The sequence below is a fragment of the Aquamicrobium terrae genome, assembly GCF_040545735.1.
GTDB classification, from domain to species: domain Bacteria; phylum Pseudomonadota; class Alphaproteobacteria; order Rhizobiales; family Rhizobiaceae; genus Mesorhizobium; species Mesorhizobium terrae_A.
Window position 1 is genome coordinate 1 of record NZ_JBEPML010000009.1, and the last position, 15679, is coordinate 15679.

Consider the following 15679-nt stretch of genomic DNA (forward strand, 5'->3'; position numbering starts at 1 on the left):
GCATTTCTAACTTGCCGCGCCCTGCCTTCCCAAGCGTGGGAGGCGACATTTCTATTTTGCACAACCCGCGACATTTCTACATCGCCGCCACATGATATATTGCAGGGTGGATTCAAGGATGACGTGCGACTACGCTGCGAGCCACCGCTCATAATCCGACACCAGCAGATGCACCGGCGCCACGTCTTCCTCGATCTGTGAAAAACGGCCGATCTGGTCGCGGAAGATGTTGTCGGTAAGATCGTCGTTCACGGTCGAGACCTCGCCGATCAGCACATCGCCGCCTTCGCCCCAGAATGCATGCCAGACGCCCGGCAGCAGCGTGACGCTTTCGCCCGGATCGAGTTTCAAGAGCCCGCCGGCCGGAAGCTTGCGGATGGTGCCGTCGACGGGAACCGAAACCTCGGCGTCGGGATCGATGCCGCCGCCCTCCTCGGGCATGAACAGTTCCAGCACCAACTTGCCGCCGCCACGGTTGATGATGTCCTCGGCCTTGATGACATGGCGGTGCATCGGCGAAAGCTGGTCCTTGCGCGAGATCATGATCTTCTCGGCATAGAGCATGCCGGCGCCCTTCTTCATGTCCTCGAAGCGGCCGTTGCGCACGGTGAACAGGAACAGGCCGAGTTCATCGAACCTGCCCTGGCCGTAGTCCGTGATATCCCAACCCAGCCGGGCGTCGAAAATGCCGGCGGAATCGGCACGCCGGTCCTGCATTTCCTGCGGCGACCAGTAAGCGAAAGGCGGCAATATGTAGCCGAAGCAGCGGATGAAGGCGTCGGCTTCGCGGATGATTTCGTTGACTTGCGAGCGCTTCATCATGCCTTCCTCTCACAATGGGCGGGCCATGTCCCTGCCCGGCTCATCGTTCGCCACGCGCCGCCAGCTTACGCATCGAAGCGATGCGCCGGCGGCTGATTTCGGTGCGCATCGCCATCATATGCAGGGCGAAGAACAGCAGCGTGAAGCCGATGGCCATGACCAGCAGCGGCCTGAGCAGGCTGCCGTCGATGGTCGGGCCGTCGAGGCGGAACACGGAGGCCGGCTGGTGCAGCGTGTTCCACCAGTCGACCGAAAACTTGATGATCGGAATGTTGACGAAGCCGATCAGCGTGATGATCGCGGCCGCCCATGCGGACTTGCTCGTGTCTTCCAGCGCACGGGTCAGCGCGATGATGCCGAGATACATCAGGAACAGCACGAAGACGGAGGTGAGCCGCGCATCCCACACCCACCACGTGCCCCACATCGGCTTACCCCAGATCGAGCCGGTGACGAGCGCCAACGCCGTGAAACAGGCGCCGATGGGCGCCGCGGACTTCAATGCCACGTCGGCAAGCGGATGACGCCAGACCAGCGTGCCCAATGCCGACGTCGCCATCAGCGCATAGCACATCATCGACAGCCAAGCGAACGGCACATGGATGTACATGATGCGTACGGTCGTGCCCTGCTGATAGTCCTCGGGGGCCGCGAAGCTCAAGTAGAGGCCGGCGGCCAGAAACAGGCAGGCCGCACCCGTCAGCCATGGAATGGCCCTGTCGGCGAAGCCGACGAAGCGCGTGGGGTTGGCGAGGTCCATCCAGTTGGACAGGCGGGTGCGAGAAGCGGTCATGACAAGCTACATAGTCCCGGCTGCTGCCGTGGGCAACAGCCGGAAGGACGCATGCCGATGTCAGGCCGCGGCATCCTCCTGCACGGCGGAGATGCGGGAAAGACGACGCACTTCCTCGTCGTTGAGCAGCCCGCCGGCACGCAGCAGCGCCGCAAAGCGACCGTTGCGCAGGGAGAGTTCGGCGAAGCCACCCATTTCGACCACCCTGCCCTTGTCCATGAACACGACCAGATCGGCGTCGCGCACGGTGGTCAGGCGGTGGGCGATGATGAAGGTGGTGCGGCCGCGACGCAGTTCGTCGATGGCCTGCTTCACCCGCTCCTCGGTCTCGACGTCCAGCGCGCTGGTCGCCTCGTCGAGAACAAGGATCGGCGCGTTCTTCAGCACTGCACGGGCGATGGCGATACGCTGGCGTTCGCCGCCCGAAAGCTGCCCGCCGCGCTCGCCGACGATGGTGTCGTAGCCTTCGCCCTTGGAGAGGATGAAGTCCTGTGCGGCGGCGGCGAGCGCTGCCTCATGGATTTCCTCATAGGTGGCGTCGGCGCAGCCGATGCGGATATTCTCCTCGATCGAGCGATTGAGAAGGCCCGCATCCTGGAACACGGTGGCAATGCAGTTGCGCAGCGAACGGGCGGTGACGGTGCGCGTATCGATGCCGTCGACGAGGATGCGCCCGCGCTGCGGCGTGAACACGCGCTGCAACAGGTTGATGAGCGTGGTCTTGCCGGCGCCGGTCGGTCCGACGATGGCCACGGTCTGCCCGGCAGCCACCTCGAAGGAAACATCGTCAAGGCCCTGCCCCGAATTCGGGAACTCGAAGCCGACATTCTCGAAGCGGATATGGCCGGTGACCTTGCCGATTTCGCGGAGGCCCGCAGGTTCCCGCACCTCGAGGGCCGAGTCCTCCATGCGGTAGAACTCCTCGAGCTTGGCCCGGGCTTCCGAAATCTGGTTGACGAAGGCGGAAACCTGGTCGAGGCGGGCGATCAGCAGCGTCGCGAAACCGGTGAAGGCAATGACGTCGCCAATGCGCAACTGGCCATGCATGACAAGGTAGGAACCGATCAGCAGCACCACCATCATCGAAATGGTGGAGGACAGCCGGTGCAGGGCACTCGCCAGCGCCCACCAGTCGAGCACCGGATACTGCGCATCCAGCAGGTCGCTGACGAAGCGCTTCAGCGCCGCGGTCTCGTGGCCGATGCGGTTGTAGCTCTGCAGCACGGCAACGTTGCTGACGGAGTCCGACACGTGGGCGAACACCTGGTGGTAGTGGCGTTCGACGCTGGCCTGCCCTTCCCGCGTCTTGCGCATCACCAGCCTGCCGATGATGAAATAGAGCGCGCCCAGCACCAGCAGCACCATCGACATGCGCAGGTCGAGGGTCAGCGCGGTGGGGATGAGCAGCATCAGCGCCACAGCGGTGGAAAGATGCTGGCGCATGAATTCCAGCCACAGCGTGAACAACGTCTCGACGGCACGCAGCAGCGTGTGCAGCGAATTGGAGGTGCCGCGCATGTGATGCCAGGCAAGCGGCATGTTGATGATGCGCTCGAAGGATTGCGAGAGCACGTCGCCGCGCAGCCTGTGGGCGAAACGATCCGCGCCGCGCGCCACCAGCACGAAAGCGATGATGTTGAAAACGCCCAGCCCCGCCCAGAAGACGAGCGACGGCACCACGTTGACGCGATCGGAAATGGCGTCGATGACCCGGCCGAACATGATCGGCTCAAGGATGGCGACAATGGCCAGGGTGACGTTGGCGCCGCAAATCAGGGCAACCCGCTTCTTGTCGGCGGCAAGATAGCCGAGCGCTCTCCAGTAGACTTGTAGAAGGGACACTCGTTTACTCCGCTAAACAGTTCATTGTGCAATGCACCATTTCTGGAAACGTATTAAACGATGCGTGCCAGAACAATGCTCCCTTACCGCTTCAGTTCCCGTTTCGCGAACAAAACATAGCTACGGAAAGTAATCTGCCGTGATCAGCTAACGGTTTGAGTTGAAAGGTAAAATGACCGCCATAAGGCGAAATTGCGGCAATCCGCGAAGGGACTGCCGCAATTTTAGCGGGAAATCAGGGGGAACGGGCGCAATGCCTCCCGATCGCCATTCTTCAGGTGGTTTTGACGGCACCCAGCCGGCTAACCGTTTTGGCGGCCGGTAACGTCAAAATTACTTCCGTCTGGCCTTCGTCCAGCGGGAAAGAATTTCCCTTGAGCTTTTTGCCGTTCACTTCAAGCACCGGCGCGGCAGCGGTCGTGCTGCGCTGCACCCGAATGGTCTGGCGCCCGCCGCCCAGCGCAAGCGTGGCCGTATAGCCCTCCCAATGCGAGGGTATGCGCGGATTGACCTCGACGACGCCGCCTCGCCTGCGGATGCCGAGGATCGCCTCGACCGCTGCCCGGTAAAGCCAGCCGGCGGAACCGGTGTACCATGTCCACCCGCCGCGCCCGGCCTTGTCGGCCCCATAGACATCGGCCGCCACGACATAGGGTTCGACACGGTAGTGCTCCGCGGCAGCCTCGTCCGGCGCATGGTTGACGGGATTGAGCATGGAGAAGCACTGATAGGCTTCATCCATCCGCCCCATCTCGGCAAGCGCGATGACATACCATGTTGCCGCATGGGTGTACTGGCCGCCATTTTCGCGCACGCCCGGCGGATAGCTCTTGATGTAGCCGGGGTTCTTCTCCCACTCGGAGAACGGCGGCGTGAACAGCTTGAGGATCTTGTTCTCCTCATCGACCAGCATTTCGCTGGCGCTGTCCATGGCCGTGCGCGAGCGGGCAGGATCGCCCTCGCCCGACAGCACGCTCCAGGATTGGGCGATGGAATCGATCTTGCATTCCTGCGACTCGCGCGAGCCGAGCGGCGTCCCGTCATCGAAGGTGCCGCGACGATACCACTGGCCGTCCCAGGCGCTGTTCTCCAGCGCCCGTTTCAGCACGGCGGCATGTGCCTGCCAGGCCTCGCTGCGTCCCTTGTCTGCCTGTGCCTTGGCGATCGGCGTGAAATCGCCCAGCGTCTTGAGCAGGAACCAGCCGAGCCATACGCTCTCGCCCCTGCCCTCGTCGCCGACGCTGTTCATGCCGTCGTTCCAGTCGCCGCCGAGGATGAGCGGCAATCCACCCGGACTGCTGCGCTTGACGGCGAGGTCGAGCGCACGGGCGCAATGCTCGTAGAGGGCGACGGATTCGCCACTCTTTTCCGGCAGGAAGAAGGCATCATGCTCGCCCTCGCCGAGCTGCTCGCCCTGAATGAAGGGCAGCTTCTCGTCGAGAATGGCCCGGTCGCCCGTCACGTCGATGTAGTAGGCCACGGCATAGGCCAGCCACACCACGTCGTCGGAGATCAGGGTGCGGACGCCGGCGCCGGTGCGCGGCAGCCACCAGTGCTGCACGTCGCCCTCGGGGAACTGGCGTCCCGCCGCATTGAGGATCTGCGCGCGGGCCAGGCTCGGATCATGGACCAGAAGGGCCAGCGTGTCCTGCAACTGGTCGCGGAAGCCGAAGGCGCCGCTTGCCTGATAGAAGGCCGAGCGCGCGCGGATGCGGCACGCCAGGCTCTGATAGGGCAGCCAGTGATTGACCATGAAGTCGAGCGTCTGGTCCGGCGTTTCCACCTGGATGGTGTCGAGGAAACCGCGCCATGCGGTTTCCGCCGCCGCAAGACGGCTGTCGAAGTCCGCCTCCCGGTGCTTCGCGATCAAGGCCGCCGCCTCGGCCGCGGTTTCGGCATCGCCCAGTAACCAGAGCAGGCTGATCTCGCCGCCCGCCGGCACCTCGATGTCGCGCGCCAGCGCGGCACAGGGATCGTCGCCGGCCTCGACCCGTCCGGACAGGGCTGTGCCCTTGAGCACCGCCTGCGGACGTTCGCTCGAACCGCCCTGCCCGATGAATTCGGCGCGATCCGCACTGACGGAGTCAGGCTGGCGGTCGCTGGCGAGGAACGCCACGCGGCCACCGAAGTCGAGATTGTACGGATTGGTGGCCAGCAATGCGCCGGTCGAGGCATCCTGCGAGGGGACAATCGTGCCTGCCGTGCGGGACCGGTGCGTGCCCAGAACCCATTCCGCATAGGCATAGACCCGCAGCCGCATCGCGTTCGCCCCGGAATTGCGGATGCGCAAGCGCGAAATCTTCACAGGGTCGGCGGGGTCGACCACATGCGCAAGCTCCGTATCCAGCACGCCGCGCCGGGCGCGGAAACTGGAAAAACCCTGCCCGTGAGTGGCCTCATAGGTCACGGCCGGATCGCGCACGACCGCCGCGAGCGGCGAGAAGGCGGCCCCACTGTCGAGATCGTGGATATAGACCCCCTCGCCCGGCCGGTTTGTCACCGGATCGTTCGACCACGGCGTGATCTGGTAGTCGCGGCTGTTGCGGCTCCAGGTGAAGCCAGCCCCTTCGGCCGAAGTATGGAAGCCGAAAGCGTCGTTCGACACCACATTGATCCATGGCTGCGGCGTGACCCTGTGGCCGGTAAGCCGCACGACATAGCGGCGGCCGTCGCCCTCGAAACCGCCGAAGCCGTTCCAGTTGGCCAGTCCCTTTCCATCCGCCGGCTTGTATTTGGCGGGCGCCACCGCCGGCAAGGGCAGCGGCACCGGCGCCTCTTCCCGCGAGGCCGGCGCGGCGGCCGAGCCATTCTGGACCTCGCGCGCCTGCAGGGCCGTGATCTCGGCACGCTCGATCTGGTCGCTGATCGTGCCGTTGCGCGTATGCAGGACCACCCGCGCCGAGGTCAGCAAGGTGCGATAGGTCGGCTCATCCATCAGGTCGCGGCGCACCGCGAAGATATGCTGGCGCGGACCGAGTTCGGAGCCGCGCAGGCGGCTGTTCTCGCACAGATAGTCAATCGCCTGCTGCAGATCCTGCACGTAGGAGGACGACTGCTCGTTGACGATGACCAGATCGGCCGTGAGCCCCCGCGCGCGCATATATTCCTGGTAGCGCAGGCCCTGCGCGACGATTTCGAGGTCGGCCAGATCGTCGATACGGATGGCGAAGATCGGATAGTCGCCCGAAATGCTGGTCGGCCACAGGCTGGACTGCTTGCCAAGCCCGGCGGTGATGGCTTCCGAGGGCAGACGCAGGTTCGGATCGGGATAGATCAGGTAGCGCGCCAGGCTCTGGCCGATGGCAGCATCCGCGAGGCTCAGGCCGAGATGGCGGGTCTGGACCTGTGAGCGGGTCCAGGACAGCATGGCCTGACGGGCAAAGCTTTCGGGATGATCGAGCCGGTTGATCGCGTCATCAAGTTCTTCCCTGTTCGAACCCACGCAGGTCCAGAAAGTGAGCGATATCTTCTTGTTGGCGGGCACGCGTACCCTGCGGCGCAGGGCGGCTATCGGGTCGAGTGTAAACCCGGCGCGGCCTTCAAGCCGCGTGCCTCCGTCCATGGCTGCCGGATCGGCGATGGTGCGTCCGCGCCCGATGAAGGCGCGCCGGTCCGTCTCGGCTTCCGTGTCGCGCGCCAGGCCGGTCGGATCGGTGACGAAATGTACGGCAACGATGTCGACCTCGCGCTCGTCGCGCTTGCGCCGGCGGGCGAAGATAGCGCCGTTGTTGGAGGAAATCTCCGTTTCCACGAACATCTTGGAAAAGGCCGGGTGGGCATTGTCCGAAGCCTCGGGCGCCAACACCAGTTCGGCAAAGGAGGTCACCTCGATATAGCGGTCGCTCGAACCGTCGTTGTGGAGCGTCACGCGGCGGCCCTCGCCGTGCCCTTCCGAGATGACGATGCATTCCACTTCCGAACGCAGCGATTGCACGCTCTTGGCGAAGGTCGCCTTGTCGTCGGAGAAGTAGGTCTGCGTCACCTCCCCTGGCGCCTGCTTCGGCTCGACGGTGGCAGACCACCATTCGCCGGTGTCGACATCGCGCAGGAAGATGTAGGAGCCCATCCGGTCTTCCACCGGGTCGGGTTGCCAGCGGGTTACGGCGAGGTCGCCCCAGCGGCTGTGACCGGAGCCGGTGGCCGTAACCATCACCGAATAACGCCCGTTGGACATCAGGCAGGTGGATCGCAAGGCCGTCGCCGGATCGGGGATGATGCGGGTGTCGAGGCTCTGCGTTTCCTGCTCGTCCAGCAAGGGCCGCTCTTCCGCTTCCGTGCGTACCGTATCGGCGGGGATTTCGCGCGGCGCCTTCTCCTGCAGCAGCAGTTCCGCGGATTCGATCACCGGGTCGGAATGGAAGCGGTCACGCAAACGCCCTTCGAACACGACGTTCGCCACGGCGGCGATGGACATGCCGGAATGGTGTGCATAGTAGTTCAGCACCACGGCATGGTCGGCGCCCTCCGGCACACGTTGCGGGGTGAAGTCCACGGCGTCGTGATAGCCGTAGCGTCCCAGCGCGCCGATGCTCCGCAGCCGCTTCAGGTTCTCCACCGCCTCGCGCGGCATGAACTGCGCCGCCAGAATGGTGGCATAGGGCGCGATCACGAGATTCTGCGCCAGGCCGCGCTTGAGGCCAAGGCCGGGCACGCCGAAATTGGTGTACTGATAGGTCAGTTCGCGGTCGCGGGCATTGTAGGCGGCTTCGGAAATGCCCCATGGCACGTTCCGCTGGCGGCCGTACTGCATCTGGCGCTTGATGACGAGATTGCTGGTCTGGTTGAGCAGGCTGCCCTGCGGCTCCTTCATCACCAGCGGTGGCATCAGATACTCGAACATCGAGCCCGACCACGACATCAGCGCGCCGCGAAAGCCGATCTCCACGATGGGGCGGCCAAGCTTGAACCAGTGCTCGGTCGGCAGGTCGCCCTTGGCGATACCGAACAGCGAGGTCAGGCGCGCTTCCGACGCCAGAAGGTCGTAACAGCTTTCGTCAAGCTGATGCTCCTCCGCGCGATAGCCGATGGAGAGCAGCTTGCGCTCATGGCGCATCAGGAAGGAGAAGTCCATCTCGAAGGCGAAGCGGCGCGCCCGCTCGCGCAGGCGAAGCAGGCGTCCCCGCAATTCCTCGACGGTGCGGTCGTCGCTGTGCGAATCGTGCACATGCGCCTCGCAGGTCGCCTCCAGCCGCGCAGCCCAGTCGACCACCACATCCGAACGGCCGGAGCCGACTTCCGCGTGGATGGCCGCCGCCAGCTTTCTGATCTCGCCGGCCAGCACCGACAGGTTGATGGTGCGGATGGACGCCATCTCGGGCTGTTCCTTGATGGTGTGCACCGCGCGGCGCATGCCATCCAGGCGGTCGGCCAGCCGTTGGCGCAGCGGACGCAACTGGCGGCGGTCGTCCGGCAATTCGTCAAGGCTTTCATCGAGAATGGCGACAACGTCGAGCACGCCTTCAAAATCGCCATGGAGATGCACCGACGGCGCTTCCGCCCATTCGGCACAAGTTGCCGCGACCGTCACCAGATGGCCGGCGAGATTGCCGCTGTCGACGGCCGAAATGTAAAGCGGATGCAGCGGCTTCAGCGTCTTGGTGTCGTACCAGTTGTACAGGTGCCCGCGTTCGCGCGGCATGTTCTCGATGGTCGACAGCGTTACCTCGATGCGCGAGACGGCATCGGCCATGCTGATCCAGCCGAAATCGCGCGCCGATACCACGGACAGAAGATAGACGCCGATATTGGTCGGCGAACTGCGCGGCGCCACAACCGGTGCCGGACTTTCCTGGAAATTGTCCGGTGGCAGGTGATGATGTTCCTCGGTGACGAAGCTTTCGAAATAATGCCATGTGCGCCGGGCCGCGATACGCAGCGCGTACATGTCGCTGGGCGCCAGGTGCAGCCGATCCTCGGTTTCGGCCGAGCGGCTGATAACCCAAGCGAAGGCCGGCGAGCCGACCCAGAACAGGGCGAAGAAGAAGGCGACGAACGCGCCGGTCGAATCGTTGAAGACCGGAATGGCCAGGCCGGCAACGCCGATGATGACGGCCCCGTACATGGCTGAATAATAGGAGCCGAGGTCATTCGCCCCGCCCTTGTGAGCCTGCGAGGCGGTGCGCCATTCGAGCAGGTTCTTGCGGGAGACGAAAAGCCGGTAGAGCGTGCGGATGATGGCATCGGTCATCATCCAGGCGGAATGCGCCATCAGCACCATGCGCAGCGCCACCATGGCCGTGCCGAAGGCGATGTCGCGCGCCAGGGCCGAGAAGTGGCCGCGCGGCGTGGAGTCCCGGCTCTTCGGCCACATGCCGTTGACGATGTTGAAGGTCGGCGCCATGAACAGGGTGAGGATCAGCAGCGCCTGCCATTGCGCGGCCTGGGTGAAAGGCAGCAACGTCCATCCGGCAATCGCCGCCATCACCCAGAAGATGGGCGTCAGCGTGCGGCGCAGATTGTCCACCATCTTCCAGCGCGACAGGGCCGGCACCCCCGACAGGGGGTTGATGATGAAGTTGAGAAGCTGCCAGTCGCCGCGTGCCCAGCGGTGCTGGCGCGAGGCATCGACCGAGTAGCGGGTCGGATAGTCTTCCACCAGTTCGACATCGGTGACGAGGGCCGAGCGTGCGAAGGAGCCTTCCACCAGATCGTGGCTGAGAATGGTGTTTTCCTCGAAGCGATCCCGCAGAGCCGCCTCGAACGCATCGATGTGGTAAAGGCCCTTGCCGGTGAAGGTGCCGGCGCCGAACACGTCCTGATAAAGATCGGACACAGCGAAAACATAGGGATCGAGGCCACGATCCGTCGAGAACACGCGCTGGAAGAACGAGGCCTCGTCGCCCGTGGTCAGCGAGGGCGTAATGCGCGGTTGCAGGATCGTGTAGCCGGCATTGACCTTCTTGCTGGCCGCATCGAAATGCGGGCGATTGAGCGGATGGGCGAGCTTGCCGATCAGCTTGGCCACGGCATCGCGCGTGGTGCGGGTGTCGGCATCCAGCGTCATCACATAGACGACGTTCTCCGGCAGCGGGGCATCCGGCGGCATGAAAGTGGTGTCGCCGTCGCCGCGCAGCAGCAGGTTCAGTTCGTGCAGCTTGCCGCGCTTGCGCTCCCAACCCATCCAGACGCCTTGCGAGGGGTTGTAGAGCCGCCGCCGGTGCAGGAGATGAAAGCGCGGCGTGCCCGTCGTCGGGTAGCGCTGGTTGAGACGAGCGATTTCGGCGCGGGCGAAATCGAGGATTTCCATATCGGCCTGGTCAAGCTCCGCATGGCTGTCGGGCCAGTCGGAGAGAAGCGCGAAATAAAGCTCGTCCGAGACATTGGCGAGGTGGTGCACTTCGATATTGCGGATGTTCTCCTCGACATCGTCGCGCGACCCTATCAACGACGGCACCACGACGAGGGTGCGCGCTTCGGTGGGTATGTCGTCCTTGTAGTCATAACCGACGAGACGTGTCGGCTTGAGGAACAGAAGCACCACCGTGTTGAAGAAACCGAGCATACCCTCGCTTGCCGGCACCGCGAACAGCACCAGCATCAGCACGATGGCCCACACCGGCAGGCCGAGCACGGCGAGCGCGTTGCCGCTCAGATAAAGCAGCAGCGCGGTGAGCGCGAACACGGGAACGAAGATGCCCAGCCAACCCGCCTTGCGGAAGGATCGCTTCAGCGACAGGCCGAAAGGCGGGTGATAGCCGATTTCCTTTTCCAGCACCTCGCGGCAGGCGCCGACGAGATAGAAACCGACATCGGAAGGCTCCCCGCCGGCGCCCGGGCGGCCGACCGACCTGGCCGCCATATCGACCGCAGTCTCGGCCACACTGTATTCTGAGCGGCCGGAGCGCCGCGCCAGTTCCTCGATGGCCGTGCGATATTGGTCGCGCGACGAGAAATCGAGCGCCGAATAGTCCGCCTTCTGGCGCAGGACCTCGTCGATGCGGCTGACTTCCTCGAACCAGACCGTCCAGTCGACATCGTTGATGAGGCGCAGGCCGCGGATGATGTTGCCGGTGGTGACGTTGCCGGCCGAAAGCGTCCTATGCTCGGCCATGATGATCTGCTCGGCGTCCGAATCGGATTTCTCCAACTCGCCTTCCAGCCATTCGAGCGCCCTGCCCGCATTCTGCGATCCGTCGCGCAAGCGGTAGAGGAGCTGGGTCGCGAAGGTGGTGTCGCGGGCATAGGCGCCGTAGCGGCTCAGCATTTCCTCGCGTTCGCCGCCGTCGGCCGAGGCAAGCGCCCGGTCCGCGACCTCATTGGCGATCACGCGCATCTGGCGCGCCCGCTCGACCCGCAGGGCAAGCCGGCGCAAATTCTCGATCAGGACAAAGCGCAGCAGGGACGGCAGGGCCCAGATTTCACCGATCTTCATCGGCTCGACGGACTGGAACCCTTCGACGATCGCCTTGAACGTCTGCGCCGAAACGGAGCTGTCCGAATGCGCGACATAGGCCCAGGCGATCGCCAGGGCGCGAGGCACACTGGTGCCGTCCGGAAGCTTGAGGGTCGGCAACTGGCGGTAGAAGCGGCGCGGCAGGTCGCGCTTGATCTGGTAGATGGTTTCCTCGACCAGATAATTGTTGTCGAGCAGCCATTGCGCGGCTGGCGTAATCGTTTCGCCCTTGGCCTGTGCGGAGTTGGTCGAGCGATAGACCTCCAGTATCCTGGCGGCGCTTTCGCGGATACGAGTCTGGAAATCGAAGGTGCCGAGCCCGGCCAGGCTCTGCGTTTCGCCCTCGGCCATCTGCTTGCCGAGCAGCCGCAGCCTGTCTTCCTGGTAGAACTGAGCCCTTATCGGCAATTCCGCCGCCAGGGGCATGGCAGCGGTTTGGGCTTCAAGGCGATCCGGGCTGATCTGAATATTCATTAAAAATCCACAAGGCGAAAAACGAGCGTGGCATCGGGGAGGCCATTGCAACCATAAACCGTTTTAAATGAGAATGGTTGCATCGCGCGACAGGCCGGGAGTCCTGGCTTCTCCCCTGCCTGCCACTCTGGCTGTTTCCCCCAATCCTAGAAGCGAAGCGCGTCGATCGAAAGGAAAGAATTCAGGCTTTTTCGTGTTCTGGGCGGGGTATGGCGGTTGCCGGCGGCCAACTCCGATAACGCTTTGCAACAGCCCTTAACGAAGAGGCCAAAGCGCGTGAGTCCCTGCAGATTGGAACGATGCCGCGCCCTTCGGACAAGACGGGCGCGGCACCGGCACTCTTGTCAGACAGCGGCGGTGACGATGATCTCCACCTTGTATTTGGGAGCGGCCAGCTTGGCTTCGCCGGTCGCACGGGCCGGAGCGTGTCCCTGCGGCACCCACTCGTCCCACACCTTGTTCATCTCGGCAAAGGTCGACATGTCGGAGAGCCAGATGATCGCCTGAAGGATCTTGGTCTTGTCGGAGCCGACCTCGGCGAGCAGCATGTCGACGGTGGCCAGAATATCGCGGGTCTGCGCCTCGACGCTTTCACCCTCACCCACCTGACCGGCCAGATAGGCGGTGTTACCATGCACGACGACCTGGCTCATGCGCTGGCCAACTTCGACACGACGAATGCTCATTTTGTCTTCCTTCCTGAAACCTGTCCGCCCTGACTGGGCAGGGCTTGTGTAGATAGAGCATTCCTCCACGGCAAGCCCGGCAGGGAGCGAAGATGAGGGCATGTCGCAAAAACACCGCGATGGCAGTTCCATATCTTGTCTGCGACCTTCAGCTTTGGCATGAAGGGCGCGCCCGCCGCAGGTCATGCGGCTCCCAGTCCTTCCAGAGGTATCCATGGAAATCCGTCAGATCAGCGAAGACTATTCGGTCACCGGCCAGATCGCGCTCGAGGACGTGGCACAGATCAAGGCGGCCGGCATCAAAAGCGTGATCTGCAATCGTCCTGACGGCGAACAGGTGGACCAGCCCACGCAGGATGCGGTGCGCGCGGCCGTCGAGGCAGCGGGCCTGACCTTCCGCTATATTCCGGTCGTGAGCGGCCAGATGACCGCCGACAACGTCGCTGATCAGGCCAAGGCACTGGAGGAGCTTCCGGCTCCGATTCTCGCCTATTGCCGCTCCGGCACCCGCTGCACCAATCTCTTCCTGGCCATCCAGCAGTCGAAGGCCTGACCTCAGCCCGCCTCAGATACGCAGGCCATAGCGCAGGCCGTCATAGATCGCGGCATGTATATTGCGCGAGGCGACGGCGTCGCCGATGCGGAACATGATCAGGCCGCGTTCGCCGTTGCGGACCGGGAAGATATCGCCGCCGTGCACCAGCCGCTCATAATCGATGGCGCCCCGGTTTCGCGACAGCGGCTTGAGGGCGAGATAGAGGTCATCGAGCGGCGCGGTGCCATGTTCCACCACCACCTGATCGACGCACCGCTCGGCGCTCCAGCCGTCGGCGAAATCCGACCCCAGCGTGGCCACGAGCTGGTTGCCCTCGCGCCGCACCGATCTCAGGCGCGTGTTGATGGTCACGGTGACGCCCTTTTCGTGGAAGACGCGCATATAGGGCACATGGTTCATGCCGCCCATTTCCGGCGCGAAGAACCGCTCCGGTGAAATCAGTTCCAGCTTCGAGCCGGCATTGGCGATCACCTCGGCCGTGCCCATGCCCTGATGGCCGCCATTGTCGTCGAACAGCAGCACGGTCTCGCCCGGTTTGACGCTGCCGGCCATGATATCCCAGCTTGAGGTGACGAGATCGTCGCCGGCCTCCAGAGGCGGATTCTGCGGCAGGCCACCCGTCGCGACCACGACCACATCTGGCGCCAGCGCCAGGACATCGTCCTGCTCCGCCCATGTGTCGTAGCGCATTTCGACGCCCAACCGGTCCAGCTCCGCCAGCCGCCAGTCGACGATGCCGATCAACTCCCTGCGGCGCGGGTTCTGGGCGGCGAGCCTGACCTGGCCGCCGGCTTCACCCGTGGCTTCCAAAATGGTGACGGAATGACCGCGCTCGGCGGTGACGCGCGCCGCTTCGAGGCCGGCTGGCCCCGCACCGACGACGACGATCTTCTTCAGCGGCCCATCCGTCCTGCGGATGATGTGCGGGATGGCCGCCTCGCGCCCGGTCGCGGCATTGTGGATGCAAAGTGCCTCACCGCCTTCATAGATGCGGTCGAGGCAATAGGTTGCCCCCACACAGGGGCGGATCTCGTGTTCGCGGCCTTCCATCACCTTCTTGACGATGTGCGGATCGGCAATATGAGCCCGCGTCATTCCGACCATATCGAGCTTGCCGGTGGCGATCGCATGGCGCGCGGTGGCGACATCGGCGATGCGTGCCGCATGGAAGGTCGGGAACTTCGTTGCCGCCCTCACCTCTCCGGCGAAATCCAGGTGCGGGGAAGAGCGCATGCCGGTGATGGGGATCACCTTGGTAAGCGCGGCGTCCGTCTCGATGGACCCGCGGATGATGTTGAGGAAATCGATGCGGCCGGACCCCGCCAGCCGCTGGGCGATCTCCACGCCTTCCTCCCGGGAAAGGCCGGTGGCGAAATCCTCGTCGGCCACCAGCCTGATGCCGACGACAAACGTGTTCCCGACTGCCTTGCGGATCGCGTCGAGCACCATGAAGGTAAAGCGCAGCCGGTTTTCGAGCGGCCCGCCGTGCTCGTCCTCGCGATGGTTGGTGGCGGGCGACCAGAACCCGTCCATCAGATGGCCGTAGGCCTCGAGTTCGATGCCATCCAGTCCCGCCGCCTGACAGCGCTGCGCGGCGGCAGCATAGTCCGCCACGATGCGCTCCATGTCCCAGTCTTCGATGGCCTTGGGGAAGGAACGGTGCGCGGGCTCCCGCACCGGTGACGGCGCCAGCACCGGCAGCCAGTCCCCCTTGTTCCAGCCGCTGGTGCGGCGGCCGAGGTGGGTGATCTGGATCATCACCTTGCAGTCATGCTCATGGCAGGCATCGGCCAGTTCGGAGAGCCACGGCACGATGGCGTCGTCATAAAGGTGCAGATTGCCGAAGGCAGGCGGGCTGTCGCGCGAGACGATGGCCGAACCAGCCGTCATGGTCAGCGCCATGCCACCCTTCGCCTTTTCCGCGTGATAAAGGCGATAGCGCTCCTTGGGCATGCCGTCCTCGGAATAGGCCGGCTCGTGGCTGGTGGACATGACGCGGTTCTTCAGCGTCAGATGCTTGAGCTGATAGGGCTGGAGCAAAGGGTCCTGGCTGGCCATCGTCTTTCCCGGTATGCGATGCTGGCGGTTCTGTTCGCTAAAGCGTGTCGCGATCT

At 64.0% G+C, this 15679-nt stretch carries 7 protein-coding genes; 1 reads left to right on the top strand and 6 read right to left on the bottom strand.

Annotation, left to right across the window (positions count from 1 at the left end):
• Positions 1-129: 129 nt before the first annotated feature.
• From ABID37_RS13655 to ABID37_RS13675, 5 genes are all read right to left on the bottom strand, one after another.
• Entirely contained in the window at positions 130-819 is a 690-nt protein-coding gene (locus tag ABID37_RS13655; protein ID WP_354195626.1) for a D-lyxose/D-mannose family sugar isomerase, read from the bottom strand.
• 43 nt (positions 820-862) lie between these two features.
• Entirely contained in the window at positions 863-1615 is a 753-nt protein-coding gene (locus tag ABID37_RS13660) for a heme ABC transporter permease (RefSeq protein WP_354195628.1), read from the bottom strand.
• 60 nt (positions 1616-1675) lie between these two features.
• A complete protein-coding gene (locus ABID37_RS13665) occupies positions 1676-3457 on the bottom strand; it encodes a glucan ABC transporter ATP-binding protein/ permease (RefSeq protein ID WP_354195630.1) in 1782 nt (593 codons plus the stop codon).
• Positions 3458-3731: 274 nt separating this feature from the next.
• Complete coding sequence (locus ABID37_RS13670) at positions 3732-12323, bottom strand: glycoside hydrolase family 94 protein (protein ID WP_354195632.1); 8592 nt, start codon at positions 12321-12323, stop codon at positions 3732-3734.
• Between the two features lie 344 nt (positions 12324-12667).
• Positions 12668-13009: a RidA family protein gene (locus tag ABID37_RS13675; protein ID WP_354195634.1), complete on the bottom strand. Its 342-nt coding sequence runs from the start codon at positions 13007-13009 to the stop codon at positions 12668-12670.
• A 214-nt stretch (positions 13010-13223) separates the two neighbouring features.
• On the opposite strand from ABID37_RS13675, the gene ABID37_RS13680 reads away from it, so the two are divergent.
• Entirely contained in the window at positions 13224-13562 is a 339-nt protein-coding gene (locus ABID37_RS13680; RefSeq protein WP_354195636.1) for a protein tyrosine phosphatase family protein, read from the top strand.
• A gap of 12 nt (positions 13563-13574) precedes the next feature.
• Here the strand turns inward: ABID37_RS13680 and ABID37_RS13685 are convergent, their stop codons facing one another.
• Positions 13575-15623 carry an oxidoreductase gene (locus ABID37_RS13685; RefSeq protein ID WP_354195638.1) on the bottom strand — a complete coding sequence of 683 codons (2049 nt, stop codon included), beginning with the start codon at positions 15621-15623 and terminating at the stop codon, positions 13575-13577.
• Positions 15624-15679: the final 56 nt, after the last annotated feature.

Bases quoted from the DNA above. Each gene is read 5' to 3' on its own strand.
- ABID37_RS13680 (WP_354195636.1), top strand. From the start codon at position 13,224: ATGGAAATCCGTCAGATCAGCGAAGACTATTCGGTCACCGGCCAGATC.
- ABID37_RS13675 (WP_354195634.1), bottom strand. From the start codon at position 13,009: ATGAGCATTCGTCGTGTCGAAGTTGGCCAGCGCATGAGCCAGGTCGTC.
- ABID37_RS13685 (WP_354195638.1), bottom strand. From the start codon at position 15,623: ATGGCCAGCCAGGACCCTTTGCTCCAGCCCTATCAGCTCAAGCATCTG.
- ABID37_RS13670 (WP_354195632.1), bottom strand. From the start codon at position 12,323: ATGAATATTCAGATCAGCCCGGATCGCCTTGAAGCCCAAACCGCTGCC.
- ABID37_RS13655 (WP_354195626.1), bottom strand. From the start codon at position 819: ATGAAGCGCTCGCAAGTCAACGAAATCATCCGCGAAGCCGACGCCTTC.
- ABID37_RS13660 (WP_354195628.1), bottom strand. From the start codon at position 1,615: ATGACCGCTTCTCGCACCCGCCTGTCCAACTGGATGGACCTCGCCAAC.